The organism is Achromobacter sp. NPDC008082, from assembly GCF_042957345.1.
GTDB lineage: Bacteria > Pseudomonadota > Gammaproteobacteria > Burkholderiales > Burkholderiaceae_B > Achromobacter > Achromobacter kerstersii_A.
Genome location: NZ_JBIBIB010000002.1, coordinates 280,868 through 306,973 on the forward strand (window position 1 = coordinate 280,868; position 26,106 = coordinate 306,973).

Sequence of the window (26,106 nt, forward strand, 5' to 3'; positions counted from 1 at the left end):
ATAAACGGCAGGTTGGGGCAATGTTGCGGCTTGTCGGGACAAGGCCGCACGGGTCAGCGTCAAACTTCAGACTTTACTTAGCCAGTGATGGTACTTCGGGATGCGGCCATTCACCATGTCAAAAAATGCTTTCTGCAACTTCTCGGTAACGGGGCCGCGCCGCCCTGAGCCAATCTGGCGGTTGTCGACCTCGCGAATCGGCGTGACTTCCGCGGCCGTTCCGGTGAAGAAGGCCTCGTCGGCGATGTAGACGTCGTCGCGCGTTAACCGCTTGGTGACCACACGCAAGCCGAAGTCGGCGGCCAGCGCATGAATGGTGGAACGGGTGATGCCGGTCAGGGCGGACGCGATCTCGGGCTCGCAGAGCACGCCGTCCTTCACGATGAAAAGATTTTCGCCAGACCCCTCGGCCACAAAGCCTTCGGTGTCCAGCAGCAGGGCTTCGTCGTAGCCGTCTTGCAGGGCTTCGGTATTGGCCAGGATGGAGTTGGCGTAGGTGGTGGCCACTTTCGCGCGCGGCATCGTGACGTTCACGTGCTGGCGCGCAAACGAAGAGACCTTGACGCGGATACCTTGCGACAGCGCGTCTTCGCCCAGATACGCGCCCCAGGGCCACGCGGCGATCGCCACATGAACGCGGGCGCCTTTGGGCGACACGCCCATTTTCTCCGGGCCGTAGAACACCAAGGGGCGCAGATAGCCGGATTCCAGCTGGTTTTCGCGCACGACCATCCGCTGCGCTTCGTTGATCGTGTCACGATCAAAGGGCATTGGAATCTGGTAGATGTGGGCGGAATTGAAGAGGCGATTCGTGTGGTCTTCCAGGCGGAAGATGGCGGTGCCGATTTCGGACTTGTAGGCGCGCACGCCTTCAAAGACAGACAGCCCGTAGTGCAGGGAATGCGTCAGGACGTGCGTGGTCGCGTCGCGCCACGGAACGAGCTTGCCGTCATACCAGATGAAACCGTCGCGATCAGCCATCGACATGGTCTTCTCCACACAGAGCGCGCCAGATCGTCAGGCGGCCCAAGAATCTTGAGGCGCATATTGTATCAAGCGACGAGGTTACAATAACGGCCTGTCCGCGCACCGGCGTGGTGCACGTGGAGCCATTCGGCCCGCGCAACCCGTAAGAGTTCCCATGTCGTCCTGTCCGCATCGCCAGGGGTCAGCCGTTGTCCTCTGAATCCGCGCTTCCTGAATCCGAAGGCCCCGGCTCCAACGACCCCGGCTCCGAAGACCCCGGCTCCGAAGACCCCGGCCAGCGCGCCGGCGCCATCCGTCAGGAACGCCTGAATGCGTTTCGCGCCGGTATCCACGCCATCGTGCCCGCCTTGATCGCCACCGCGACCTGGGGCTTGGTGACCGGCGTGGCCATGGTCAAATCCGGACTGACCGAATCCATGGCGCTGGCCATGACGCTGCTGCTGTACGCAGGTTCGGCGCAGTTGACTTCATTGCCGCTGATCGCCACAGGCGCGCCGCTGTGGCTCATCTTTGCTGCGGGCTGCGTGGTGAACCTGCGCTTCATCATCTTCGGCGCGGCGCTGCACCCCTATTTCCGGCACCTGTCCTGGCCCAAGCGGCTGGGGCTGGGCTATTTCACAACCGACATGGGCTTCGTGCTGTTCATGCCGCGTTTTGGCGATTCAGCCGAGCGCGGCACGCGTGAGCAACTGTGGTTCTTCCTGGGCACCATCGCGCCGGGCTGGCTGGTGTGGCAAACGTCGTCGATTGTCGGCATATATTTGGGCGCCATGGTCCCGACCAATTGGTCGCTGGACTTTGCCGCCGTGCTGGCCCTGTTGGCGATTACGGTGCCGCTGGCCAGTTCGAAGCCGATGCTGGTGTCGATGCTGGCTGCCGGCGTGGTCGCCTGGACCGGGCAGGTGCTGCCGTTGCGGCTGGGGCTGGCCGCGGCAGTCATTGCCGGCGTCGTGGCCGGCATGTGGGCTGAACGATTCTTCAAGGCGCGTCCATGACCCTCTGGCCTTCCGAGATCTACGTCTATTGTGCGATTCTGCTGCTGGCTTTTTGCAGCGTGCTGACGCGTGCCGGCTTCATGCTGTTTGGCGACTATATTCCGCTGCCGGACGGCGTGCGGCGCGCGTTGCGCTACGCGCCGGCAGCCGCACTCACCGCCATCGTCGTGCCTGATCTGCTGCCCTGGAAAGCGGGCCTGGGTCCGGTGTTCGACTACAAGCTGGTCGCAGGGTTGATCGCTATTCTGGTTTTTCTGCGTACTCGCAGCGCTGTGCTGGTGATCGTCGTTGGCATGTTGGTGTTATGGGGCTTGCGCTGGCTGGCAGGCTGACACCCGCCGTATCGGCCATATATCGTCCATCTGGTGGACACATGCGCCGTTTGCGCGTGTGGTAATGCGCCTGCGCTAAAATTAAGTTATCCACAGCAATCCGGGCCTGGTACTGCCCTCATAAGTATCGAGTCGAAGAATGCGCCCGCTGGCCAGCAAGGCAGGGCGCCGATTGCCCGCGAAGCCGATAGCGCTTCGCGGCGATTTGCGTGCCATCGCGATGCGATCACGCGCATTCAGATTGCCCCGATGCGTATGTAGTGCAGTGCATGTAGCACTCTCGTTTTGTTCTTTTTCACTGGTCCCGGTATCTGCCAAACCCTGATGACTGAATCCATTCAATCCGTAGCACCTGCCGCCGACGCGCCCGCGCCGACGTTTGCCGATTTCGGCCTGCACCCTTTGCTGTTGCAGTCCATCGTCGAAACCGGCTACACCACGCCAACCCCCATTCAGGCGCAAGCCATTCCTGTTGTGGTGGAAGGGCGCGACGTCATGGGCGCCGCTCAGACGGGTACCGGCAAGACCGCCGCGTTCACGGTGCCGATCCTGCATCGCCTGATGCCGCTGGCCAACACCAGCGCATCGCCCGCCCGGCATCCGGTGCGCGCGTTGATCCTCACGCCCACGCGTGAGCTGGCCGATCAGGTGTTCGAAAGCGTCAAGCGCTACAGCAAGCAAACGCCTTTGCGTTCGGCGGTGGTGTTTGGCGGCGTGGATATCGGCCCGCAAAAAGAAGCGCTGCGCCGCGGTTGCGAAGTGCTGGTGGCAACCCCCGGCCGCTTGCTGGACCACGTTGAACAAAAGAACGTGAACCTGAGCCAGGTCGGCATTCTGGTGCTGGACGAAGCCGACCGCATGCTCGACATGGGTTTCCTGCCGGATCTGGAACGCATCATCCGCCTGCTGCCCGCGCAGCGTCAGGGCCTGCTGTTTTCGGCTACGTTCAGCAACGAGATCCGCAAGCTCGGCCGTTCGTATCTGAATCAGCCTGTTGAGATTGAAGTCGCGGCGCGCAACGCCACCGCCACGACCATTACCCAAATCGCCTACAAGATGTCCAGCGACGCCAAGCGCGCCGCCGTCGTGCATCTGGTGAAGTCGCGCGGCTTGAAGCAGGTCATTGTGTTTTCGAACACGAAGATTGGCACGGCGCGTCTGGCGCGTGAACTGGAACGCGACGGCGTCAAAGCCGAATCGATCCACGGCGACAAGACCCAGGCCGATCGCATGAAGGCGCTGGAAGCCTTCAAGGCCGGCGACCTGGAAGTGCTGGTCGCCACCGACGTCGCCGCGCGCGGCCTGGACGTGGCCGGCGTGCCTTGCGTCATCAACTATGACCTGCCTTACAACGCTGAAGATTACGTGCACCGTATTGGCCGTACCGGCCGCGCGGGCGCATCGGGCGAAGCCATTGCGCTGTTTACGCCCGACGAAGAACGCTTCCTGCTCGACATCGAAAAGCTGATCAAGCGCGAAGTGCCGCGCGGCACGCTGGACTTGCCCGCCGACGCCGTGGCGCGCAGCCATCGCCGCAGCGAAGAGCGCACCGGTTCGTCGTCGCGTGAAGGCCGCGATGGCGGCCGTGAAAGCCGTGGCGATCGTGGCGGCCGTTCGTCGGATCGCCGTTCGGGCTACACGTCCAGCGGCCCGCGCCAGCCCGTCGATGATTTCTTCCTGAAGCCTTACGAGCCGTCGTCGTCGGCCAGTACGCCTGCGGAAGATCAGGCGCCGAAGAACAACGGCAATTCGTCGTCGGCGCCCAAGCGCCAGGTGGCCGTGCTGTTGGGCGGTTCGCGCAAGCCCTGATTGTTTCCAGGCATGCAAAAAACCCGCAACGCCGAATGGCCTTGCGGGTTTTTTTATTTGGCTCAGGCGGCCAGCAGCTTAGGCAAATCTGGCAGTTCGGTAGCGACGGCCGGACTGTTCTCGTTCACGCTGTCCAGCAGTCTTTCCAGATGGCCAATGTGCGGCAGCATCGGGCCGTAGAACACCACGCGCGACCCGATCTGCACGAGCAGGGTGGGGAAGTTTTCAACATCTTCATCACCCAGCAGTTCGGCGTGGTCTTCGATGTCGATCCACGCGAAGACGTGTTGCGGCAACGTATCTGCCAGCGCTTGCAATTTGGGCTTGTATTGCTCGCAGGTGTCGCACCAGGCGGCGCAGAAACAGGCGACGAGCCAGGTGTTCGGGGTTGCGCCCAGCCGTGTGCGCAGGGCGGCCAGGTCAGTGCCGGGTACGAGTAGAGACATGTGAGCAGATCAGGGCGTGTTTGACTATCATACCCGGGATGTCCACCCCATTTTTCCGTTCCCATGACCGCCTTGCGCACTGATTCCGCCCCGTCCGACAACGGCCGTTTTTCCGCTGCCGGGGCTGGCGCCGTCAGCGTGGGCCAGGCGTTCAAACGCGCGCTGGTGTCCCAATGCCACCCGACGATGCTCTTCGCGGTGCTGCTGCCTTTCCTGATTGCATTGGTGGGCGCGCTGCTGCTGTTGTATTTTTTCTGGACCCCGCTGGTTGAATGGCTGGGCGTCCAGATTTCGCGCGTCGACATGCTGAACCGCGCAGAAGACTGGATGCTGGCCATGGGCCTGTTTTCGCTCAAGGTCTACCTGATTCCTCTTCTTGCCTGCGCCATTTTGCTGCCGGTATCCGGCGTGCTGGGGCTGGCGATTGCCGCGGTCTTCGTGATGCCGCTGGTGCTGCGCCATGTGGGCCAACGCGAATACGCCAGCGTGGGCCGCAAGGGTAAATATTCGACGGCGGTCAGCGTCTGGAACGCGGTCTGGGTGTCGGCCGCCTTTGCGGCCGGCTGGCTGCTGACGCTGCCGTTGTGGCTGGTGCCGCCCATGGCGATTGTGCTGTCTATCTTCTGGTGGGCGTTCGCGTTCTCGCGCATGATGCGCGTGGACGCCATCGTCGAACATGCCAGCCCGGCCGAACGCAAGCTGATCCTGGAACGCAATAACGGCGGCTTCTGGACCATCGGCCTGATCTGTTCGCTATTGAATTTGTTGCCGCCCGCGTGGATTATCCTGCCGGTGTTTTCCGCGCTGGTCTACGCGCATTACGGACTGGAAGCGCTCAAGCGCTTGCGCCAGGACCGCGTTATCGACGTCTGACCGGCGTCTTCCCTCTTACCCTCTGGAACTGGACATGGCCGCTGAATCCGCCGCCCGTCGCATTGGCCTCATCATCGTCGGGGATGAAATCCTGTCGGGCCGCCGTCAGGACAAGCATTTTTCCAAAGTCGTCGAGCTGCTGAGCGCGCGCGGCATGCACCTGAGCTGGGCCGAATTCCTGCCCGACGAACGCGACACGCTGGTGGCTGCCTACCAGCGCAGCTTCGCCAAGGGCGACGTCGTATTCTCTTGTGGCGGCATCGGCGGCACGCCTGACGACCACACCCGTCAGGCCGCCGCGGCCGCACTGGGTTTGCCGCTGGCCTTGCACCCGGAAGCCGAAGCGGCGATTGCGCTACGCACGTCCGAAATGGCCGCCAAGGGGCAGGGCACCGCCGACATGAGCGCGCCGGAAAACCAGCAGCGCTTGCAGATGGGCATGTTTCCGCAGGGCTGCGAGATTGTGCCGAACCCGTACAACCGCATTCCCGGCTTCTTCATCCAGGACCACACCTTCGTGCCGGGCTTTCCCGTCATGGCGTGGCCGATGCTGGAATGGACGCTGGACACCCGCTATCGTGCACTGCAACATGTGCGGGCCCATGTCGAGCATTCTTTCCTGGTGTTCAGCATGCCGGAATCGCGCATCACGCCCGCGATGATCAGTGTCGAAACCCGGTGGCCGGACGTGCGCGCCTTCAGCTTGCCCAGCGTTGGGGAAGCTGGCGGCACCCCGCATATTGAGCTGGGCGTCAAGGGCGAACCCGCCGCTGCCGCCGAGGCGCTGGAGTTCTTGCGTGCTGAAGTGCTGCGTCTGGGCGGAAAGCTCGCGCCCCCGGCTGCGGCCTGAGATTGACCCTCAATAAACGGGGGCGCTCCCCGTTTATTGATGAAATACCCATTGCCAAATGACGCGGTAAATTTCACAATACGGGAAAGAACTGTTTGCTGCGTTGCCGCAAGGCCGGTTTTTTTCGGCGGCGCGGCGCGAGCCCAACCTCCCCCTATGCCCCGTCTTACGACACCCCGCAATCCCCTGGACGCCGAGACCGAAGGCGCGTCCGGCCATCCCATCGCCATTCAGGTCATCGAGCGCGCCATGCGCCTGCTTGACGCCCTGGCTGCGCAGCAGGACCCTGTCACGCTCAAGGAATTGTCCGCGACCACGGGCCTGCACGCTTCCACCGCGCACCGCATTCTTAACGATCTGGTCGTAGGCCGGTATGTCGAGCGCGTCGACAACGGCCTGTATCAGTTGGGCATGCGCTTGCTGGAACTGGGGTCGCTGGTAAAAGGGCGGCTGAACGTGCGCGAAGCGGCCATTTCGGCCATGCGTTCGCTGCACAAGCTGACCGGGCAAACGATCAACCTGTCGGTGCAGCAAGGCGACGAAATCGTCTACATCGACCGCGCCTGGAGCGAACGCTCGGGCATGCAGGTGGTGCGCGCCATTGGCGGCCGCGCGCCCCTGCATTTGACGTCCACCGGCAAGCTGTTTCTGTCCACCGGCGACGCGCGCCAGGTGCGCGCTTATGCGCTGCGCACCGGCTTGGCGGGCCACACCCGCAACAGCCTGACGGATCTGGACCGCCTGGAACGCGAGCTGGCCCTGGTGCGCCGCCACGGCTATGCGCGCGACAACGAAGAACTTGAGCTGGGCGTGCGATGCATCGCGGCCGGCATTTTCGATGACACCGGCAAGCTGGTGGCGGGCCTGTCGATCTCGGCGCCCGCTGAACGTTTGCAGGATGACTGGATCAAGGCGCTGGTGGATACCGCCGCCAGCATTTCCGAAGCATTGGGTTACGAACCCTCGGTCTCCACCGGTTTCAATGGGTTAGGCATGGCGGCGGAAGCCTTGCGTCCGTAGCTCGCACAGACGCAAAAAAAGCCCCGCAAGGGGCTTTTTTGTAGGCAGACAGCGCTTATTCGAACCGCATTACTGCTGTTCGACGCCTGCCTTCTTGAAGAGCTCGGCCCACTGCGGCACTTGCTGCTTCACCTTGGCTTCCAGCCCTTGCGGGTTGGCTTCATTGGTCAGCACGGTGGCGCCCAGCTGCTTCATGCGTTCCTGGAACTTGGGGTCGGCCAGGCCGGTTTGCAGGCTCTTGATCAGCTTGTCCACGACCGGCTTGGGCGTGCCCTTCGGCACCCACATCCCGTGCCAGATGCCCACTTCGAAGCCCTTGTAGCCGGACTCGTCCATCGTCGGCAGCTTGGGCAGCGTGGGGACGCGTTGCAGGCTGGTCACGGCGTAGGCCTTGACCTTGCCGCTGTCGATCTGCTGCGTTGTGTTGGTGGTCTGGTCGCACATCAGGTCGACCTGCTTGCCCAGCAGATCGTTCATGGCGGGGGCGGTGCCCTTGTACGGGATGGTCAGCAATTGCACGCCCAGCGCTTCCACCAGCATGGTGCCGCACAGATGGCTGGCGGCGCCGATGCCGGCATTGGCCAGCGAGACCTTGTCCTTGTTCGCCTTGACGTACTCGGCCAGTTCCTTGATGTTGTTAGGCGGGAAGTCCGAGCGCGCGATGATGGTCATTGGCACGTCGACCACCAGGCCGATGGGCTCGAAGCTCTTGTAAGGGTCGTAGCCGGGATTCTTGTACAGCGACGGCGCAGTGGAGAAGCCGGCGTGCATCAGCAGGATGGAATAGCCGTCCGGCTGGGCGCGCGCGACTTGCGTCGTGCCGATGGTGCCGCCGGCGCCGCCCTTGTTTTCCACCACAACCGTCTGGCCCAGGCTCGGCCGCATGGCTTCCGCCAGCGAGCGGGCGACGTTGTCGGTCGGACCGCCTGCGGCGAATGGCACCACCATATTGATGGGGCGTTCCGGATATTCCGCTTGGGCGGCGCCAGTGGCGAGCATGGCGCTGGCCGCGAGCAGGGCCGAAAGCGTGCGGGGGATGAGGGTCATGAAGTCTCCAATTGCAGGGTTTTGCTTGCTGCGATTTAGTTTTATGCCGCTGACTTATGGTTTGTTTTATCTGTCATCAGCGTGAAAGCAGTGTAGAAAAGAATTGATACGCCGTCATGTCCGGTATTTCCCGAATCATGGGAAATTCTTGTTCTGGATCAAAGGCGTGCAGCGGCCTGCACCGTTAAAGTGCAAATACTTGTTGCGTTGCACAAAAACAGCTTGACAAGAAAAACTGCCAGTCTAGAATGTGAATTGTGCAGTGCATCAAACGGGCCGGCGGTAGCTTGTAGTACCAGTTTCCGCGCACGTTTTTATTTTTCGTCGCAGACAACCATCCTGACTTGCCGGAAAGCTTCCGGCTACCCCTAAAGGAGCATTCTATGAGCGCAATTCCGCAACAAGTTCTGGACCGCCAGAAGGCCAGCATCAACACTTTCGTGGCCGCCCAATCCGCTGTTTTCGCTGGCTTTGAAAAGCTGGTTGAACTGAATATGAAGGTCGTGCGCGCCACGCTGGACGAAGTCGCCCAGCGCTCGCAGCAAGCCTCTGAAGTGAAAGATCCGCAAGAAGCCGCTGCGTTCGCATCGGGCCTGCTGCAACCGGGCGCTGAAAAGGCCATGGCTTACACCAAGCACGTGTATGACATCGTTGCCGGCGTGCAGGGCAACCTGGTCAAGCTGACCGAAGAACAGATCGCCGAAAGCCAGCAACAGCTGAGCGAAGCCGTCGACCAGTTCTCCAAGAACGCGCCGGCCGGTTCCGAAAGCGCCGTTGCCCTGATCAAGTCCTCGTTGGCCACCGCCAACAGCGCCTACGATTCCGTGACCAAGGCCGCCAAGCAGGCTGCTGAAGTCGCCGAATCGAACCTGAATGCCGCCGCCAACGCGACCTTCAAGGCTGCAACGGATGCCGCCGATGCCGCCACCAAGGTTGCCAGCCGTAGCCGTCGCACCGCCTAAGTTTTTGGCGCGCGATGCTGCGCAAATTGCAGTAATGTAGTACTGTTGAGTGACAGAGCAGAGCTGGAATTAGGGCCACCCACAGGGTGGCCCCTTTTTTTGCCTGCTTGTTTTGCTATCGCTTCTGGACGGCGTTCACGCACTCGCCCACCAGCGCCGGGCCGCGGTAGATCAACCCCGTATACAACTGTACGGCGTCGGCGCCTGCGGCCATTTTCTCGCGCGCCTGCTGGCCCGACATCACGCCGCCCACGCCAATAATGGCCAGGCTGTCGCCCAGCTGTTCCTTCAGGCGGCGAATCACCTTCAACGACAATTCATGCACCGGCGCGCCCGACAGGCCACCGGCCTCGTCCGCGTGCGCCTGGCCCGTGACGGCGTCGCGCGACAGCGTTGTGTTGGTGGCGATGACGCCGTCAATGCCGTGGCGCGGCAGCGTGTCGGCGATGGCGTCGATTTGGTCTTGCGTGAGATCGGGGGCAATTTTCACCGCCATCGGCACGCGGCGCTGGTGCTGATCTTCCAGCGCACGGCGCTTGTCGGCCAATTGCGCCAGCAGCGACGACAATTCATCGCCGCTTTGCAAGGCCCGCAGATTCTTGGTGTTGGGCGACGAAATATTCACCGTCACGTAGTCCGCATGGGGATACACGCCTTCCAGGCCGATCAGGTAATCATCGGCGGCGCGTTCAATCGGCGTATCGGCGTTCTTGCCGATATTCAAGCCCAGAATCCCGCCTTGCTTGCGCCATTGGCTGCGCTGCACGTTCGCCAGAAAGGCATCCAGGCCCTGGTTGTTGAAGCCCAGCCGGTTGATCAGCGCATTGGCGCGCGGCAGCCGGAACATGCGCGGCTTCGGGTTGCCGGGCTGCGCGCGCGGCGTCACCGTGCCGACTTCAATGAAACCAAACCCCAGATTGCCCAGCGCGTCGATATACGCGCCGTTCTTGTCCAGCCCCGCCGCCAGCCCGATGGGATTGGCCAGTTGCATGCCCATCAGCGTGCAAGGCGCTTTGGGCTGCGCATGCATGAGCTTGCGCGTGGCGCCGCATTCATACGCGCGTTGCAGGCCCGAAAGCGTAACTTCGTGGGCGGTTTCCGCGTCCATGGCGAACAACGCCGGGCGGGCCAGGGGATAGGCGTGGAAGAGGATAGACATGGGGCGGAATTGTAGAGCGAATTTCGCCGGCCTAGCGGGCAGCCGCAGGCGCGCGGGAACGCAACGGGGGATAAATCAGAGGGACGGATCGTGCTGGTCGCGCCATTCGCCGTCGACGAGGAATTGCGCGGGATGAAAGCTGGACTTATAGGACATCTTGCGGCTGTCTGCGATCCAGTAGCCCAGATACAGCCAGGGCAGGTTCAGCGTGCGGCACTGTTCGATCTGCCACAGGATGCTGTAGGTGCCAAGACTGCCCTCTACATCGGGGTCGTAGAAGGTGTAGACGGACGAAAGCCCGTCATCCAGCACATCGATGATGGACACCATCATCAGCACGCCTTCGGCATCGCGGAACTCCACCAGCCGGGTGTTCACGCGGCTGGTCAGCAGGAACTGCGCATACTGCGTGCGGCTGTCTTCGTCCATGCCGCCGCCCGGATGCCGCCCTTGTTGATAGCGCGTATAGAGGCGGTAATGTTCGGGCGACCAGGCCAGTTCTGCCACGAAGGACTGCAGATGTTGATGGTCGCGCCAGGCGCGCCGCTGGCTGCGGTTGGGCGCGAAGCCCGCCGTATCCACGCGCACGGGTACACAGGCGCGGCAGTTATCGCAATGGGGACGGTACGTGAACAGCCCGCTACGGCGAAAGCCTTGTTCGACCAGCTGTGAATAGGTGCCCGCGTTGATCAGATGGCCGGGCGCGGCCACCTGCGACCGAGCCTGGCGACCCGGCAGATAGCTGCAAGGGTAGGGGGCGGTTGCGTAGAACTGCAGCGTGGAGAAGGGAAGTTCTTTGAGCTGGCTCATGGGGAATTGCGCATCGCGCGGATACGTCGGCGATGGATCGCTACATATTAACGCCGAAGTCGGCGTCAAATGTGGCGTCGGGTAACAGCCGGCCGGTGCTGTCCAGCACGCCGCGCGCCCAGGGAATCGGGGGTTGCGACGTGGCATGGCGCACATGCTGCAAAAAGCGCGACCGCGAGATCGGACGCGCGCCCAGGCTGGCCAGATGGCGCGTCTGCTGCTGGCAATCGATGCGTTCCACGCCCTGGGTAGCCAGATAGCGCACCAGGTAGGCCAGCGCAATTTTCGAGGCGTTTGGCACGCGGGTGAACATGGATTCCCCGAAAAACATGCGGCCCAGGCTGATGCCGTAAAGCCCGCCTGCAAGCTCGCCGTCGATCCAGGTTTCGATGCTGTGCACATAGCCCGCCCGATGCCAGTCGGCATACGCCTGCTGCATGGCGGACGTAATCCATGTGCCGGGCTGGCCGTCGCGCGGGGCGGCGCATTGCGCCATCACCTGCGGGAACACGGTGTCCACGCGCACCTGCACGCGGGGCGACGCCATGTATTCCTGGCTAGCGATCTGGCGCAGCAGTTTGCGCAGTGAATGCGATGGCGAAAAGTCGTCAATGGCCAGAACCATGCGCGGATCGGGGCTCCACCACAGCACCGGTTCGCCCTCGGAATACCAGGGGAAGATGCCGTTGGAGTACGCCTGGATCAAGCGTTCCGGGGACAGGTCCGCGCCCGCGGCGAGCAGGCCGTCAGGTTCCGTCAGCGCGAATTCCGCTGGCGGAAACGGGGTGTCGACGGCAAGCCAGGGCAGCTTCAACGGTGCGATTCTAGGGTGTAGTGATGGGGGACGAAGACGCCTTGCTTGCGGTCGTCGAAGTAGTGGCGCAGCGTGGTTGTCACCGTGCGGAACGCCAGATCGTCCCAGGGAATTTCAGACTCTTCGTACCAGCGGGCCTCCAGGCTTTCAGGGCCGGGGTCCAGTTCAGGCCCCAACGCCTGGGCCAGATAGAACACATGCACCTGATCGATCTGCGGCAGGTCGATCAAGGTATAGAGTTCGCCCAGCTGAATGCGCGCACCGGATTCTTCCAGCGTTTCGCGGGCCGCGCCTTGCGCCGTGCTTTCACCCAGCTCCATGAAACCCGCCGGCAGCGTCCAGGTGTTGTAGCGCGGTTCAATTGCACGCCGGCACAGCAGCACGCGGTTTTCCCACACCGGCACCGTGCCGACCACCAATCGCGGGTTCTGATAGTGAATGGCGCCGCAGTGATCACAGATGTCGCGCTCACGGTTGTCGCCTTCCGGCACCCGGCGGTTCAGGGGGGTGCCGCACTGAGTGCAAAACAGCGAACGGCGGGGGGCGGGGAAGTATTCGATGGGCGGTTTTGCGGTCATGGGTACGATTCTAACGGCTGCGGCGGGGACTGGTGCGTCTGGCTGGCGACACGGGGGCGGGGCTGCCGAAGCGCTCTTCCAGGTGCTCGACAAACGACCTCACCTTGGGCGACAGGAAGCGCCGGTGGGGGTAAATGGCGTACATCGAGATCGGGGTGTGTGCGTAGTCGGTCAGCAGCGCGATCAGCCGGCCCGCGCGGATGTCGTCGCCCACCAGGAATTCGGGCTGCAGGATGATGCCGTGTCCCGCCAGCGAGGCGGTGCGCAGCACGTCGCCGTTGTTCGCGCGCAAGGCGGCGTTCACCCGCACCAGATGCGTCACCCCATCCTTCTCGAAATGCCATTCATTGCCGGTGCTGGCATACGCGTAATGCAGGCAGCGGTGCTGCTTCAAGTCTTCAGGGGTTTGGGGCGTGCCGTGGCGCTTCAGGTAGGCGGGCGCGGCGCAAACCAGCAGTTGCTGCGCCGCCAACGGGCGCGCCACCAGCGACGAATCCAAGAGCGGGCCGATGCGCACCGCGACGTCGTAGCCGTCTTCCACCAGATCCACCACGCGGTCGTTCAGGTCCAGGTCGATGATGACGTCGGGGTAACGCTGCAGGTATTCGGCGATGGCCGGCCCCAGGTGCAGAATGCCGAACGACACCGGCGCGCTGACCCGCAGGCGGCCGCTGGGGCGCTGGCCTTCGGCTTGTAGCGACAGTTCCAGGTCGGCCACTTCCGCCAGAATCGGCCGCACCCGTTCATAGAACGCACGGCCGGCGTCGGTCATGCTGAGCTTGCGTGTGGTGCGGTTCAGCAGGCGCACGCCGTACTTCTGTTCCAGGTAGGCGATCTGCCGTGTCACCACGGAGCGGGCCTGGCCCATCTTATCGGCCGCAGCCGCGAATGAGCCCAATTCCACGACCTTGGCGTAGGTCTGCATGGCGGTATGGGTGTCCACGATTATTTCCTATCGGGGAACAATAATTTGCAATTCTGCATGTTTATCTTTGTTTTTGGAATCGCAAGAATAGCGGCCATGAAGAATCTTCCCGTTTTGGGCGATTCCTGAAACTCGCTCGAAGGAGAGTGCAATGATCGATAACCGTACCGCGCCTTATGCCGCGCTGTTGCTTCGTGTGGCGCTTGGCGTCATGTTCCTGGCCCACGGCCTGACCAAGCTGCTGGTGTTTACGCTGCCCGGCACCGCGCAGTTCTTCGCCAAGATCGGCTTTGCCGGCTGGCTGGCTTACCCGGTCACGTTCTTCGAAGTGGGCGCGGGCGTGTTGCTGATTCTGGGCATCGTGCCGCGCTGGGTCGCCGCGATTGCGGTGGTGCAATTGTTCGTGGCGTCGACCGTTCACTTTGGCAACGGCTGGGGTTTCGGCAATGCGGGTGGCGGCTGGGAATATCCCATCTTCCTGACCGTGGCCGCCGCCGTGCTGGCGCTGCTGGGTGACGGCAAGTTCGCCTTGGTCAAGAGCGGCCGGGGCTGAGCGCCGCGCGCACTAGACTGTTAACCGTTGCGGTCGTGGTTGCGGGGGCGGGCGGGTCATAGAATGACCCGCCCGCCCTAATTCATTCAGGAGTTCCCATGCTGTTTCCGATGACCTTCGCCAAACGCGCCGTGGGCGCGCTGTTGTTCGCCGCGGCCCTGTCGCCCGCCGTACAGGCCTCGCCCGAGCAAGAGGCGGCCAACAAGGCGGCCGTGCTGGCGTTCTACGAGAAGGGGTTGAATCAGAAGGATGCCGACGCTGCGTTGCAATACGTGGGGGAACGCTATGTGCAGCACAACCCGAACGCGGCCGACGGCCCCGAGGGCTTTCGCAAGTTCGTCGCCTATTTGCGCGACAAATTTCCGAAGTCGCACAGCGAGATCAAGCGTGTCTTTACCGATGGCGACTACGTGATCCTGCATGTGCATGCGGTGCGCGAACCCGGCACGCGGGGCAATGCCATCATCGACATCTTCCGCCTGGAGCAAGGCAAGATCGTCGAACACTGGGACGCCGTGCAACCCATACCCGAACAAGCCGCCAATACCAACGGCATGTTCTAAGGCGCGCCTAGTCTGGCGTTGCGCTGGGGTTGGGCTCGAACGCCAAGCGCCGCGCAACCTCATGCCTGGCGATGGCTTCCAGCGGCGCGGCGCCATATACGCCCGGCCACGACACGGTGATGCGTTGCGCGGGCGCCAGATCCGCCAAGCTGTCCAAGAGCGGCGCGCCGCTATCCGCCACCAGCCGTTCCAGCAGCGCGGGCAGGTCGCGGTCCATCACGATGCCGGGCCCTGCGGGCGTCGTGGCGTACAACTGGCCCGCGTCGTCCAGCCACCAGTGGCTGACCCCGGCCACCGTCACATCCGTGTGCGTCAGCAAGCCTTGGTTGTCGTCGCTCAGGCGCAGCACATACGGCGCGCCATCCAGCCGCACAAACACCCGCTGCGGCCCGTTCTGGAAATACCAGCGGCCGGCCTCATCGTGTTCGTAATTGCGATTGATGAAGTCCAGGATCTGGGTATTGGTGATGGACTCGCCCGCGCCGCCTTGCGCAGCCTGACCCTGGGGGTGCAGGCGCCACCGGCCGCGCGCATCCAGCGACAGCCAGCCATACACGGCCGGCACATTGGGCCAGCGGGCGATTGCGTCCTTCACCGATTGATCCATGTCAGGGGCGAATGATGATGGGGGGAGGGTTGATGACGATGGCTGGCGCCGGCATGGGCATCACGACTTGCGGCGGTGCGTAGTAGCCGCCGCGATAGTCATCGCGGCATTTGCGCTTTTCCGTGTATTCGCCGTTGCGCTTCCACTTGCGTTCGACTTTGCACGCGCCGTCCCAATACTTCTCTTTGTACTCGCGTCCGTGGCGGTGATGGTGCCGGTCGGAATCGGCCTCGGCCGCCATCGGCGCAAGCGACATCAATGCCGCGGCGGACAGGGCAAGCAACGGGGAACAGGCACGGGAATTCAGAATGCGGTGCATAGGATCGACGTTAATTGAAAACGGCGTCACCATAGCAATCATTCGATTGACAGCGCGTAGGGATGCGTAACCAGATGCGCGGGAAATACGGGGGGAGGGGGGAAAGATGCTGGAGGCGCAAGCCGGAATCGAACCGACGTACACGGATTTGCAATCCGCTGCATAACCACTCTGCCATTGCGCCAGCACTTGCAAGAAAAAAGGAAGCGCGGGGTTGGCCGTTGCTTCCTTTTTGTATTTGGAGCGGGAGACGAGTCTCGAACTCGCGACCTCAACCTTGGCAAGGTTGCGCTCTACCAACTGAGCTACTCCCGCAGGGTACTGCCTTCGTACTAGGCTTGGTGTTATCTAGTACGGCATGCATTTCTGCACGCTATTTCTGCTTTTCTTGGTGAGGACTTCGGGACATTTCCCGCTAGGCCGTCTCCACCAAAGACAGCGATTATACACAGAATTTTTGGCTTGTGTAGAGGGGGGCGAAAAGAGTGCTGAAAAAGGCCACGTCCCTGCATCAGCGTGACGCGCCCATCGCCTTATGGCGGACTCGCCCCGTAGTGAAAGTGTTCCATGGGCTGCGGATTGCGCCGCTCTGAACTGGGCGCCGCGCCGTAGACCGCGCGATAGGACTTGCTGAAATGGCACGCGGATTGAAACCCGCAGGCCGATGTGATGCTCATGATCGACATGGGTGTCTGCCGCAACAGCGCGCGGGCGTGCCGCAGCCGCAAGCTCAGGTAATGCTGTTTGGGGGTGGTGTCCAGGTGCTCGCGAAATAGCCGTTGCAACTGGCGCTGGGACGCGCCCGACAACTGCGCCAGTTCATCCAGCGACAGCGGCTCTTTCAGGTTCACCTCCATCAGTGCGATCACTTCAGCCAAGGCCGGATGCGCGGCCGGCATGCGGATGGATATCGGCAAGCGCTGCTTGTCCTTGTGGTCGCGCACATGCTCGATGGTGAACTGGTTGGCGATGGCGGCCACGATGGCAGGCCCGGCAGACTCTCCCACCAGGTTCAGCATCATGTCCAGCGGCGCGGTGCCGCCGGTGCAGGTGATGCGATCCCGGTCGATCACGAACAGGTCTTCGGACAGCCGGCTGCCCGGAAACTCGCGCCGCAGCGTCGCCATGTCTTCCCAATGGCTGGCGCAGAGGTAGCCCTCCAGCAAGCCAGCCTTCATCAACGTATACGTGCCGGTGCACAGGCTGCCGAGTGTGATCTGCCGCGCAGCCACTTCACGCAGCCAATCCAACGTGGCGGGTTCCGTCTGCGGGCTCAAGCGCGTGCCGCCGCAAACAAAGACGGCATCCGGCAGATCGTCATCATCCAGCGGGCTGGCGTACACCGACAGTCCATTGCTGGCCACTGCCGGCCCGCCTGCCGGGCTGACGACCGACCACCGGTAGTACGGCACGCCCAACAGGTGATTGGCCATGCGCAGCACTTCGATCGCGGTCGAGAAAGACAGCATGGTGAAGTGCGGCAAAGGCAGGAAGCCGAAATGCCTGAGACGCTGACGATCCGGGCCCGTCGGACGGGTAATCATGACCACGCTCCTTGTTCGGAATTCCGATGAACCGATGTCTGGTTCAGCTGCTTCGGCTTTTAAAGGCTGCGTGGTGGAGCGGCCATACGTTTAAACCCTTAAGACAATTACTAAAACGCGCAGAGCCAGTCTGCATGCGGGTTTGCGGCCGATGGCGCCATCGGCTTGTCGCAATCGGACAAGATCTGGTCCGCTTGGGATAACTGCCTCTGAGCCGATTGGGAAAGAATGCTTCACAGGCTCGGCGCGTGCCGGATTTTCAAATGTCATCGCTCAAGCAGGAAGGGTCTCATGTTCCAGAGTTCATCTCCGTTCTTCGCTGCGCCGCTCGCCAAGCGCGATCCCATTGTGATGGCCATGCAAGACCGCGAACTGCGCCGGCAGCAGTCGCAAATCGAGCTGATCGCGTCTGAAAATCTGGTGTCGCGCGCGGTGATGGACGCACAAGGCTCGGTGCTGACCAACAAGTACGCCGAAGGCTACGTCGGCCGCCGTTACTACGGCGGCTGCGAGCATGTGGACGAAGTCGAGTCGCTGGCCATTCTGCGCGTGCGCGAATTGTTCCAGGCCGATTACGCGAATGTGCAGCCGCACTCCGGCGCGCAGGCCAACGGCGCGGTGATGCTGGCGCTGCTGCAACCGGGCGACACCGTGCTCGGCATGTCGCTGGATGCGGGCGGCCACCTGACGCATGGCGCCCGGCCGGCGATGTCGGGCAAATGGTTCAAGGCGGTGCAATACGGCGTGCGCCCGGACACCTACCTGATCGATTACGACGAGGTCCGCGACTTGGCGCGGGAACACCGGCCCAAGCTGATCATCGCGGGCTACTCGGCCTATCCCCGCAAGCTGGATTTCGCCCGCTTTCGCGAGATCGCCGATGAAGTCGGCGCGATGCTGATGGTGGACATGGCGCACATTGCGGGGCTGGTGGCGGCCGGCAAGCACCCAAGCCCCGTGCCGCACGCGCACGTCGTGACGTCCACCACGCACAAGACGCTGCGCGGCCCGCGTGGCGGGTTCATCCTGACCAACGACGGTGCCATCGCCAAGAAAATCAATTCCGCCGTCTTTCCCGGTTTGCAGGGCGGTCCACTGATGCATGTGGTCGCGGCCAAGGCCGTGGCGTTCGGCGAAGCCTTGCAAGCCGATTTCAAACGCTACATCGACCGGGTGCTGGATAACGCCGACGCGCTGGGCAACGTGCTGGCAAGCGGCGGCGTCGACCTGGTTTCCGGCGGCACCGACAACCACTTGCTATTGCTCGATCTGCGTTCCAAAGGCCTGACCGGCGCGCATGTGGAACGCACGCTGGAACTGGCGGGCATCACCTGCAACAAGAACGGCATTCCCTTCGATACGGAAAAGCCATCCGTGACCTCGGGTATCCGCTTGGGCACCCCAGCCTGCACCTCGCGCGGCTTCACCGAAGACGATTTTCGCGCCGTGGGCGACATGATTGTCCAGGTCATCGACATGTTGTCGACCAGTCCCGACGAGCACGAGGCCGTTGAACGCCGCATCCGCGGCGACGTGCTGGCGCTGTGCCAGCGCCATCCCATCTATTGATTGATCTTGCACCGAGGCATCCCATGAACACGCTTCATCAGAAAAGCACGGTTATTGACGGCCTGATCATCTCCAAGTGGGACCGTGCCGTTTTCGAAGACATGCAACGTGGTGGTTTGACCGCCGCCAATTGCACGGTGTCTGTTTGGGAAGGGTTTGATCAAACCGTCGCGAACATCGCTGAAATGAAACGCCTGATTCGCGACAACGCCGATTTGCTGACCCTTGTGCGCAGCACCGGCGACATCCGCCAAGCCAAGCGCGACGGCCGCACCGGCGTCATCCTGGGCTTCCAGAATGGCCAGGCGTTTGAAGACAATCTGGGCGCGGTCGAAGCCTTTGCCGACATGGGGGTGCGCGTGGTTCAGCTTTGCTACAACACGCAGAACCTGATTGGCACCGGCTGCTACGAGCGCGACGGCGGCCTGTCCGGCTACGGCCATGAAGTCGTGGCCGAGATGAATCGGGTCGGCATCATGATTGATTTGTCGCACGTTGGCGCAAAGACGTCCGAAGAAGCCATCCTGGCGTCCACCAAACCCGTTTGCTATTCGCACTGCCTGCCGTCAGGGCTGAAGGACCACCCGCGCAACAAGAGCGACGCACAGCTTCGCTTCATTGCCGAACGCGGGGGCTTCATCGGGGTGACGATGTTCCCGCCCTTTCTCAAGCGCGGCGTGCAGGCCACGGTCGACGACTACGTCGAAGCCATTGCCTACGTGGTCAATCTGGCGGGTGAAGACGCCGTGGGTATCGGCACCGATTTCACGCAAGGTTATGGCCAGCCGTTCTTCGATTGGCTGACGCACGACAAGGGCCGCTATCGCCGCCTGACCGACTTCGGCGCTATCCGAAACCCCGAAGGCATCCAGACCATCGGCGAATTCCCCAACCTGACCGCCGCGATGCAGCGTGCTGGCTGGAGCGAGGTGCATATTCGGAAAATTCTGGGTGAGAACTGGTTGCGCGTGTTCGGCGAAGTCTGGCCGGACCAGGCCGCATCAACATAAGGAGCCTGCGATGAATCCCCAGCTGCCTATCGACGTCAACGAACAGACCGGCGTCTGGAGCACCGACGGGCTGCCGATGCTGTATGTGCCACGTCACTTCTTCATCAACAACCATCTGGCGGCCGAACGCGCGCTGGGCCGCGACACGTACGCGCGCATCCTGTACGACGCGGGCCATCAATCCGCCTACTACTGGTGCGACAAGGAATCCCAGGAACACCGGCTCGCCGGACTTGCCGTATACGAGCACTACCTGATGCGGCTGTCTCAGCGCGGATGGGGCTTGTTCCGGCTGACTGACGCCGACCCGGCTGCGATGACGGCGCGTATTGAATTGCGCCATTCCGCGTTCGTCCTTGCCCAACCTCAGGCCAGCGGGAAGCTGTGCCACATGTTCTCGGGCTGGTTCGCGGGCGCGATGGACTGGGTGGCTGACCAGCACGGGGGCGTCGCCCGTGCGCAATGCGTCGAAAGCCGCTGCGCCGGAGAGGGCCATGCCCACTGCGAATTCTCCGTTCTCCCTGTCGCTGCCTGAGGCCGGCCATGCGCTATCCCCACTTGTTTGCGCCCCTGACGCTGAACCGCGTGGTGCTGCGCAACCGCATCGTCAGCACGGCGCACGCCGAGGTCCACGCCGAACCCGGCGGGCTGCCGGGCGACCGCTACATCGCGTACTACGAAGAAAAGGCCAAGGGCGGGCTGGGGCTGGCCATCTGTGGCGGTTCCAGCCCCGTGTCGATCGATAGCCCGCAAGGATGGTGGCGGTCGGTCAACCTGACGACCGACCGCGTCATCGAGCCGCTGGCCCGGCTTAGCGAAGCCATGCACCGCCACGGCGCCAAGGTCATGATTCAGGCCACGCACATGGGCAGGCGTTCGGCCTGGCATGGCGAGCACTGGCCGCACCTGTTGACGCCGTCCGGCGTACGCGAACCCGTTCACCGGGGCAACGCCAAGACGATCGAGGTCGAAGACATCGCACGCATCATCCGCGACTTTGCCGCGGCCGCCAAACGCGTTCAGCAGGCGGGGTTGGACGGCATCGAAATCTCGGCCGCGCATCAGCACCTGATTGACCAGTTCTGGAGCCCCCGCACCAACTTTCGCAGCGATGCCTATGGCGGCAGCCTTGAGAACCGGCTGCGCTTTGGCATCGACGTATTGAAAGCCGTGCGCGAAGCCGTCGGGCCGGATTTCTGTGTGGGGCTGCGCATGTGCGGGGATGAGTTCCACGAAGACGGGCTGGATCACGACGCGCTGCGCGACATTGCGCAAGCCATGGCCGAGACGGGCTTGATCGATTACCTGGGCGTGATCGGGTCAGGCGCCGACACGCACAACACGCTGGCCAACTGTATGCCGCCGATGGCGCTGCCGCCCGAACCCTTTGCGTATCTGGCGGCCAACATCAAGTCGGCCGTGCATATCCCCGTGATGCACGCGCAGAGCATCCGCGACGCCGTGCAGGCCGAACGCCTGCTGGCGGCGGGCCATGCGGATCTGGTCGGCATGACGCGCGCACACATTGCTGACCCGCATCTGGTCATGAAGATCCGCGACGACCGCGAAGACCAGATCAAACAGTGCGTGGGCGCCAACTACTGCATTGACCGGCAGTACGACGGGCTAGACGTGCTATGCATCCAGAATGCCGCGACGGCGCGGGAAGTGTCGATGCCGCACATCGTTCCCCGGTCGCGCGGGCCAAGGCGAAAGGTGGTGGTGGTGGGCGCCGGCCCCGCGGGCATGGAGGCCGCGCGCGTCTGTGCCGAACGGGGTCACGATGTCGTGCTGTTCGAACGCAACGCGGCCATAGGCGGCCAGATACTGCTTGCGGCCAAAGCGCCCCAGCGCGAGCAGATGGATGGCATCGTCCGCTGGTTTGACCTGGAACTCAAACGGCTGCGGGTCGACTGCCGGATGGGCGCGCTCGCCACGCAGGAAGCCGTTATGGCCGAACAGCCCGACATCGTGGTGCTGGCAACCGGCGGCTTGAGTCACGTGTATGACCAGGTCGAATGGGGCGTGGCGAGCGGCTTGGCGGTCAGCGCCTGGGACATTCTTTCCGGCAAGGAAAAGCCCGCGCGCAACGTGCTGGTCTATGACGGCATCGGCACGCACGCGGGCGCGGGTGTGGCGGATTTCATGGCCAGCCGGGGTTCGTTGGTTGAGGTCGTCACCCCCGACCCCAAGGTGGCGGACGACGTGGGCGGCACGACGTTCCCGATTTTCTACCGCCGTCTGTACGCGCAAGACGTCGTGTTCACGCCCAACTACTGGCTGGAGCGCGTCAGTACCGAAGGCGACAAGACCATCGCCTTGCTGCGCAATGAATACACGGATGCGCGCGAAGAACGTGTGGTGGATCAGGTGGTGATCGAAAATGGCATCGTGCCCAACGACGCTTTGTATTGGATGCTTAAGCCGCAGTCGGTGAACCTGGGTCAAACCGATGTGCAGGCGCTATACGCCGCCGAACCGCAGCCGGCGCTTACCGAAGCGCTGGGCGACGGCCGCTATCTGCTGTTCCGCGTTGGCGATTGCATTTCGATGCACAACATCCATGCGTCCATCTACGACGCCTTGCGCCTGTGTAAGGACTTCTGATCATGGCACCCTTCGCTGCCGTTATTACGGGCCTGTTCTGGTTGTCGGTGCTGGGCGTCGCCGCGGGCGGGCTACGCCGTGCGGCGCTATGGCGCACCGGGCGCAAGGCGCCCGTGCGCTGGCGGGGTCTGCTTGCCGCGCCTAAGCGCTACTTCGTAGACCTGCACCGAGTGGTGGCGCGCGACCCCTACATTGCCCGCACGCACATTGCGACGGCGGGCGCCGCCGTGGCGGCCATGATGCTGGTGGCCGTGAACTACGGCCTGGCGCTCTATTCGCCCGCGCTGGATCTGGCCATCGCGCTGGCCGCGCTGATCATGCTGGGCGGGGTCGGTTTTGTCTGGCACCGCCGCAGGAACCCGCCCGCCCGCTTGTCACGCGGGATGTGGGACAGGCTGCCCTGGATGCTGGGCGCGCTGGCGCTGGGCTTGTTGTTGCTGGGCGGCATACCCACGCCGTTACTGTCGGGGGCGGCAGGGCTGGCTACTGTCGCGCTGCTGGCGGTGGGCGCGTGGGAATTGACGGCGGGCATGGCGCGCGGCGGCCCGATGAAGCATGCCTTCGCGGGCTTGTTGCATCTGGCGTTTCATCCGCGCCCCGAACGCTTCGGCCGCACATCGGCGGGGCAAAAGGCGGCGCTGCGGCCCTTGGCGCTGGGCCCTGAACCCGGCGTGCAACCGCTGGGCGCGGGCCAGCCTTCTGGCTTTGCCTGGAACCAGCTGCTGAGCTTTGACGCCTGCGTGCAATGCGGCAAGTGCGTAGCGGCCTGTCCCGCCTATGCGGCGGGCCAGCCGCTGAATCCCAAGCAGCTGATCCAGAATCTGGTCACGGGGATGGCGGGCGATGCCACGCAGCCCATGGTGCCGGACCTGATCGCGCCGGAGTCGCTATGGGCGTGCACCACGTGCCGGGCGTGTGTGCACGAATGCCCCATGCTGATCGAACACGTCGACGCCGTGATCGACATGCGCCGCCAGCAAACGCTTGAGCATGGCGCAGCACCCGGCAAAGCGCCGGCCGTGCTGGCCAACCTGCGCGAGACCGCCACCGCAGGCGGCTTCGATCTGAACGCGCGCTTTCACTGGACGGCCGATCTGGGCGTGGCGCAAATCCAGCCCGGCAAGTCCGTGGATGTGTTGCTGATCGTGGGCGAGGGCGCGTTCGGCATGCGCTACCAACGCAGCCTGCGGGCGCTGGTGAAGGCGATGCAGGCGGGCGGGGTCGACTTCGCGGTGCTGGGCGTACTGGAAACCGATACCGGCGATGTGGCCCGGCGGCTGGGCGACGAGGCGACCTTCCAGGCGTTGGCGCGCCGCCTGATCCGCACGCTGTCCGCGTTGACGTTTGACCGCATCGTCACGCCGGACCCCCATGTTTTGCACAGCCTGCGCAATGAATACCCCGCGCTGGGCGGGCACTATCGGGTGCTGCATCACACTAGCCTGCTGTCGGCCTTGGTCAAGGCGGGCCGACTCCGATTCAAGCTGGCCGATCCGCCCCAGGCCCTGACGTATCACGACCCTTGCTATCTGGGCCGCTACAACGGCGAAACCGAGGCGCCGCGCGAGGTATTGCGTCATTTGGGGTTTCCCATCAAAGAGATGACACGCCACGGGCTGAACGGGCGTTGCTGCGGTGGTGGCGGCGGCGCGGCATTGACCGACATCCCCGGCAAGCAGCGCATTCCCGACCTGCGCATCCAGGATGCGCGCGATGTGGGCGCCGAGACTGTCGCGGTCGCCTGCCCAAACTGCACGGTCATGCTGGAAGGGGTGGTAGGCCCACGGCCGGATGTGCGGGATATCGCCGAACTGGTCGCCGACGCGTTGGAGCCACAATGAACCCCATCCGCAGACTTCCCGCCCGCCGGCCGCACACGCTGACCCCGGCAGGCATCAAGCGTATCGTGCTGGAACGCGTTCAGCCTGACGGCAAGCGCGCCAAGCCCGCGGCCGCGAACAAGCCTTTGCGCACGGACGAGCTTGCATTGCGCAACGTGTTGGCCGTTGCCCACAGCGATCGTGGCCAGCTGGATGCGCACGCGCGCCAGACCATCGCCGCGGCCGCGTTGCTGGCGCAAGCGGACACCGCCGTCCATCTGCTTGTGTTTGGCGAATTGGACGCTGACGCCGCGCACTTGGGCGTGGACGCGCTGACCTGCGTGCCGTCCACCTCGGTTCCCCCGGCCTATGCGCCTGACGTCGAACTGGCCATCTTGCTGACCTTGATCGACCGCCTTAGTCCCATGCACATCTTCCTGCCCGACAACGGGCTGCCGGATGGCGACCTTGGCCGTCGTCTGGCGGCGGCGACCCGCAGCACGGTCGCCACACATGTCGTGGCCCTGAGCCACGCGGGCGCGGCAAGTGCGTACGCAGGCAACACGCGCATGCAATGCCGGGCGTTGTCTCGGAGCTTGCCGCGCATTGTGCTGCTGGCGCCCGATGTCGTCGACGAGCGCTTGCCCTTCATCGGCCATGGCAAGCGGGCGCAGCTCGCGCCGCTGCGAGCCACCTCCGCCTATCGGGACCACGGCACCCGTTCGCTGCCCGCCACCGAGGTCGACCTTCAAGAAGCGGACCTGATCGTCGCCGCGGGCAACGGCGTTCGGGATCTAGCGGGCTTCCAAGACTTGGCCGATGCGCTGGGCGCGGCGGTAGGCGCCAGCCGCGTGGCGGTCGATGACGGCCGCTTTCCGCGCAGCCAGCAAATCGGCGCCACGGGCAAGACGGTCAGCGCCAGCGCCTATCTGGCGTTCGGCATTTCGGGAGCCGTGCAGCATCTGCAAGGCATCAAGGACTGCCGCCACGTCATTGCCGTAAATCTGGACGCCAGCGCACCGCTCGTCCGCCGCGCCGACCTGAGCATCATCGATGACACGCAAAGCGTGGCGCAGGCGCTGCTGGCCGAGGTTCGCCGTGCGCGCGCCGCGCATCAAGCCCAGCAGGTGCGGCATGACTAAGCTGCGCATTGCCGTACTGGTTTCCGTCGGAGCGCACCCCATCAGCGGCGCGGCGCGTTGGAGCCGTAATGACGCGCTGGCGCTAGCCATGGCGCAGGAGATGGTGAAGGGCGCGGCCGATATCGACGTCATCCATGCCGGCGATCCCGCCGAGCCCGCATTGCGCGACTATCTGGCGCTGGGCGCGGTCAGCGTCGACGCTATCGAGGCGCCATGCGGGCGCGACATTGTGGGCGCGCTGGCCGAACGCGTGCGTGGCTACCACATCGTGCTGTGCGGCACCCGGGCGGAAAGCGGGGAAGGCAGCGGCCTGCTGCCGTATTTATTGGCGCAGGCCATGCATGCGCCGCTATTGCCCGCGGTGCTGACCGCGCAGCTGCACGCGGACAGCATCGTCACACAGCAGTTTCTGCCCAAGGGCAGGCGGCGCGAAGTCGCCGCATCGTTGCCGGCGGTCCTGGCGGTGCATCCGCTGGCGCCGTTCGAACCGCGCCATGTCTATGCCCGTCAACGCGCTGGCCACGTTGCCGCACGCGTCGCGCGCGTGGTGGGCGCGCCCTTGGCGGCCGCGCGGGTGGAACCGGCCGTGGCGCCGCCCGTCAAGCTGGCCGCGCGGGAGTCACGGTCGGGGCGGGCGCGGCTGCTGGCCGCCACCACCCTGCAAAGCCGCGGCGGTGCGGTGATCACCCATGGGACCGCCGTTGAAAAGGCGCAGGCGGTCATTGCCTATCTGCGCCGTCACAGCCTGATCGATTATTGAGGTGG

Annotated in this window: 27 protein-coding genes and 2 tRNA genes; 16 read left to right on the forward strand and 13 right to left on the reverse strand. The window is 63.6% G+C overall.

Annotated features, from left to right (window positions below; genetic code table 11):
- Positions 1 to 66: 66 nt before the first annotated feature.
- A complete protein-coding gene (locus ACFZAI_RS08310; protein ID WP_391566481.1) occupies positions 67 to 987 on the reverse strand; it encodes a branched-chain amino acid transaminase in 921 nt (306 codons plus the stop codon).
- A gap of 326 nt (positions 988 to 1,313) precedes the next feature.
- On the opposite strand from ACFZAI_RS08310, the gene ACFZAI_RS08315 reads away from it, so the two are divergent.
- The 3 genes from ACFZAI_RS08315 (at position 1,314) to ACFZAI_RS08325 (ending at position 4,123) form a co-directional block, all read left to right on the forward strand.
- Positions 1,314 to 1,982 carry an AzlC family ABC transporter permease gene (locus ACFZAI_RS08315; protein ID WP_391567093.1) on the forward strand — a complete coding sequence of 223 codons (669 nt, stop codon included), beginning with the start codon at positions 1,314 to 1,316 and terminating at the stop codon, positions 1,980 to 1,982.
- Positions 1,979 to 2,314: an AzlD domain-containing protein gene (locus tag ACFZAI_RS08320; protein ID WP_391566482.1), complete on the forward strand. Its 336-nt coding sequence runs from the start codon at positions 1,979 to 1,981 to the stop codon at positions 2,312 to 2,314. Before ACFZAI_RS08315 ends, ACFZAI_RS08320 begins: the two co-directional genes overlap by 4 nt.
- Positions 2,315 to 2,638: 324 nt before the next feature.
- Positions 2,639 to 4,123 carry a DEAD/DEAH box helicase gene (locus tag ACFZAI_RS08325; RefSeq protein WP_391566483.1) on the forward strand — a complete coding sequence of 495 codons (1,485 nt, stop codon included), beginning with the start codon at positions 2,639 to 2,641 and terminating at the stop codon, positions 4,121 to 4,123.
- A 62-nt stretch (positions 4,124 to 4,185) separates the two neighbouring features.
- On the opposite strand, the gene ACFZAI_RS08330 is transcribed toward ACFZAI_RS08325, so the two are convergent.
- Entirely contained in the window at positions 4,186 to 4,569 is a 384-nt protein-coding gene (locus ACFZAI_RS08330; protein ID WP_391566484.1) for a thioredoxin family protein, read from the reverse strand.
- A gap of 63 nt (positions 4,570 to 4,632) precedes the next feature.
- Here ACFZAI_RS08330 and ACFZAI_RS08335 point away from each other — a divergent pair, with 63 nt between their 5' ends.
- The 3 genes from ACFZAI_RS08335 (at position 4,633) to ACFZAI_RS08345 (ending at position 7,312) form a co-directional block, all read left to right on the forward strand.
- Positions 4,633 to 5,442, forward strand: a complete 810-nt coding sequence (locus ACFZAI_RS08335) for an EI24 domain-containing protein (RefSeq protein ID WP_391566485.1) — start codon at positions 4,633 to 4,635, stop codon at positions 5,440 to 5,442.
- A 34-nt stretch (positions 5,443 to 5,476) separates the two neighbouring features.
- Positions 5,477 to 6,292 carry a molybdopterin-binding protein gene (locus ACFZAI_RS08340; protein ID WP_054424535.1) on the forward strand — a complete coding sequence of 272 codons (816 nt, stop codon included), beginning with the start codon at positions 5,477 to 5,479 and terminating at the stop codon, positions 6,290 to 6,292.
- Between the two features lie 156 nt (positions 6,293 to 6,448).
- A complete protein-coding gene (locus ACFZAI_RS08345) occupies positions 6,449 to 7,312 on the forward strand; it encodes an IclR family transcriptional regulator (RefSeq protein ID WP_391566486.1) in 864 nt (287 codons plus the stop codon).
- A gap of 69 nt (positions 7,313 to 7,381) precedes the next feature.
- Here the strand turns inward: ACFZAI_RS08345 and ACFZAI_RS08350 are convergent, their stop codons facing one another.
- A complete protein-coding gene (locus ACFZAI_RS08350) occupies positions 7,382 to 8,359 on the reverse strand; it encodes a tripartite tricarboxylate transporter substrate binding protein BugD (protein WP_391566487.1) in 978 nt (325 codons plus the stop codon).
- Positions 8,360 to 8,742: 383 nt separating this feature from the next.
- On the opposite strand from ACFZAI_RS08350, the gene ACFZAI_RS08355 reads away from it, so the two are divergent.
- Positions 8,743 to 9,321, forward strand: a complete 579-nt coding sequence (locus ACFZAI_RS08355; RefSeq protein WP_054424530.1) for a phasin family protein — start codon at positions 8,743 to 8,745, stop codon at positions 9,319 to 9,321.
- A 115-nt stretch (positions 9,322 to 9,436) separates the two neighbouring features.
- Here ACFZAI_RS08355 and ACFZAI_RS08360 read toward each other — a convergent pair whose 3' ends face one another.
- The 5 genes from ACFZAI_RS08360 to ACFZAI_RS08380 form a co-directional block, all read right to left on the reverse strand.
- Entirely contained in the window at positions 9,437 to 10,480 is a 1,044-nt protein-coding gene (locus tag ACFZAI_RS08360; protein ID WP_391566488.1) for a quinone-dependent dihydroorotate dehydrogenase, read from the reverse strand.
- 75 nt (positions 10,481 to 10,555) lie between these two features.
- A complete protein-coding gene (locus ACFZAI_RS08365; protein ID WP_054424526.1) occupies positions 10,556 to 11,290 on the reverse strand; it encodes an arginyltransferase in 735 nt (244 codons plus the stop codon).
- A 40-nt stretch (positions 11,291 to 11,330) separates the two neighbouring features.
- Entirely contained in the window at positions 11,331 to 12,104 is a 774-nt protein-coding gene (gene aat, locus ACFZAI_RS08370) for a leucyl/phenylalanyl-tRNA--protein transferase (protein WP_391566489.1), read from the reverse strand.
- Positions 12,101 to 12,682, reverse strand: a complete 582-nt coding sequence (locus ACFZAI_RS08375; RefSeq protein ID WP_391566490.1) for an NUDIX hydrolase — start codon at positions 12,680 to 12,682, stop codon at positions 12,101 to 12,103. The genes aat and ACFZAI_RS08375 overlap by 4 nt, the downstream gene beginning before the upstream one ends.
- A gap of 10 nt (positions 12,683 to 12,692) precedes the next feature.
- The gene (locus ACFZAI_RS08380; RefSeq protein ID WP_391566491.1) at positions 12,693 to 13,625 is read right to left on the reverse strand and encodes a LysR family transcriptional regulator; all 933 of its coding nucleotides are present in this window, start codon (positions 13,623 to 13,625) and stop codon (positions 12,693 to 12,695) included.
- Positions 13,626 to 13,758: 133 nt separating this feature from the next.
- Here ACFZAI_RS08380 and ACFZAI_RS08385 point away from each other — a divergent pair, with 133 nt between their 5' ends.
- Both ACFZAI_RS08385 and ACFZAI_RS08390 read left to right on the forward strand, forming a co-directional pair.
- Positions 13,759 to 14,160, forward strand: coding sequence for a DoxX family protein (locus tag ACFZAI_RS08385; RefSeq protein WP_391566492.1), 402 nt, complete (start codon positions 13,759 to 13,761; stop codon positions 14,158 to 14,160).
- Between the two features lie 98 nt (positions 14,161 to 14,258).
- Positions 14,259 to 14,723: a nuclear transport factor 2 family protein gene (locus ACFZAI_RS08390; protein ID WP_391566493.1), complete on the forward strand. Its 465-nt coding sequence runs from the start codon at positions 14,259 to 14,261 to the stop codon at positions 14,721 to 14,723.
- Positions 14,724 to 14,730: 7 nt separating this feature from the next.
- On the opposite strand, the gene ACFZAI_RS08395 is transcribed toward ACFZAI_RS08390, so the two are convergent.
- The 5 genes from ACFZAI_RS08395 to ACFZAI_RS08415 form a co-directional block, all read right to left on the reverse strand.
- The gene (locus tag ACFZAI_RS08395) at positions 14,731 to 15,330 is read right to left on the reverse strand and encodes a DUF2946 family protein (RefSeq protein ID WP_391566494.1); all 600 of its coding nucleotides are present in this window, start codon (positions 15,328 to 15,330) and stop codon (positions 14,731 to 14,733) included.
- A 1-nt stretch (position 15,331) separates the two neighbouring features.
- A complete protein-coding gene (locus tag ACFZAI_RS08400; protein ID WP_391566495.1) occupies positions 15,332 to 15,649 on the reverse strand; it encodes a hypothetical protein in 318 nt (105 codons plus the stop codon).
- A gap of 110 nt (positions 15,650 to 15,759) precedes the next feature.
- Positions 15,760 to 15,833: transfer RNA gene (locus ACFZAI_RS08405), tRNA-Cys, on the reverse strand.
- A 55-nt stretch (positions 15,834 to 15,888) separates the two neighbouring features.
- Positions 15,889 to 15,964 (reverse strand) — tRNA-Gly (locus tag ACFZAI_RS08410).
- Between the two features lie 218 nt (positions 15,965 to 16,182).
- Complete coding sequence (locus tag ACFZAI_RS08415) at positions 16,183 to 17,193, reverse strand: GlxA family transcriptional regulator (protein ID WP_391566496.1); 1,011 nt, start codon at positions 17,191 to 17,193, stop codon at positions 16,183 to 16,185.
- A 291-nt stretch (positions 17,194 to 17,484) separates the two neighbouring features.
- Between ACFZAI_RS08415 and glyA the strand changes: the two genes are divergently transcribed.
- From glyA to ACFZAI_RS08450, 7 genes are read left to right on the forward strand one after another with little or no spacing between them, the layout of a single operon-like run.
- Positions 17,485 to 18,762 (forward strand): serine hydroxymethyltransferase, encoded by a 1,278-nt coding sequence (gene glyA, locus ACFZAI_RS08420; protein WP_391566497.1) that lies wholly within the window; start codon positions 17,485 to 17,487, stop codon positions 18,760 to 18,762.
- A gap of 23 nt (positions 18,763 to 18,785) precedes the next feature.
- Positions 18,786 to 19,772, forward strand: a complete 987-nt coding sequence (locus ACFZAI_RS08425; protein ID WP_391566498.1) for a dipeptidase — start codon at positions 18,786 to 18,788, stop codon at positions 19,770 to 19,772.
- 10 nt (positions 19,773 to 19,782) lie between these two features.
- Positions 19,783 to 20,307, forward strand: a complete 525-nt coding sequence (locus ACFZAI_RS08430) for a DUF5943 domain-containing protein (protein ID WP_391566499.1) — start codon at positions 19,783 to 19,785, stop codon at positions 20,305 to 20,307.
- Positions 20,308 to 20,315: 8 nt separating this feature from the next.
- Positions 20,316 to 22,379 carry an FAD-dependent oxidoreductase gene (locus tag ACFZAI_RS08435; protein ID WP_391566500.1) on the forward strand — a complete coding sequence of 688 codons (2,064 nt, stop codon included), beginning with the start codon at positions 20,316 to 20,318 and terminating at the stop codon, positions 22,377 to 22,379.
- A 2-nt stretch (positions 22,380 to 22,381) separates the two neighbouring features.
- Positions 22,382 to 24,220, forward strand: a complete 1,839-nt coding sequence (locus tag ACFZAI_RS08440; protein WP_391566501.1) for a (Fe-S)-binding protein — start codon at positions 22,382 to 22,384, stop codon at positions 24,218 to 24,220.
- A complete protein-coding gene (locus ACFZAI_RS08445; RefSeq protein WP_391566502.1) occupies positions 24,217 to 25,341 on the forward strand; it encodes an electron transfer flavoprotein subunit alpha/FixB family protein in 1,125 nt (374 codons plus the stop codon). Before ACFZAI_RS08440 ends, ACFZAI_RS08445 begins: the two co-directional genes overlap by 4 nt.
- A complete protein-coding gene (locus tag ACFZAI_RS08450) occupies positions 25,334 to 26,101 on the forward strand; it encodes an electron transfer flavoprotein subunit beta/FixA family protein (RefSeq protein ID WP_391566503.1) in 768 nt (255 codons plus the stop codon). Before ACFZAI_RS08445 ends, ACFZAI_RS08450 begins: the two co-directional genes overlap by 8 nt.
- The last annotated feature ends 5 nt before the right edge of the window (positions 26,102 to 26,106 follow it).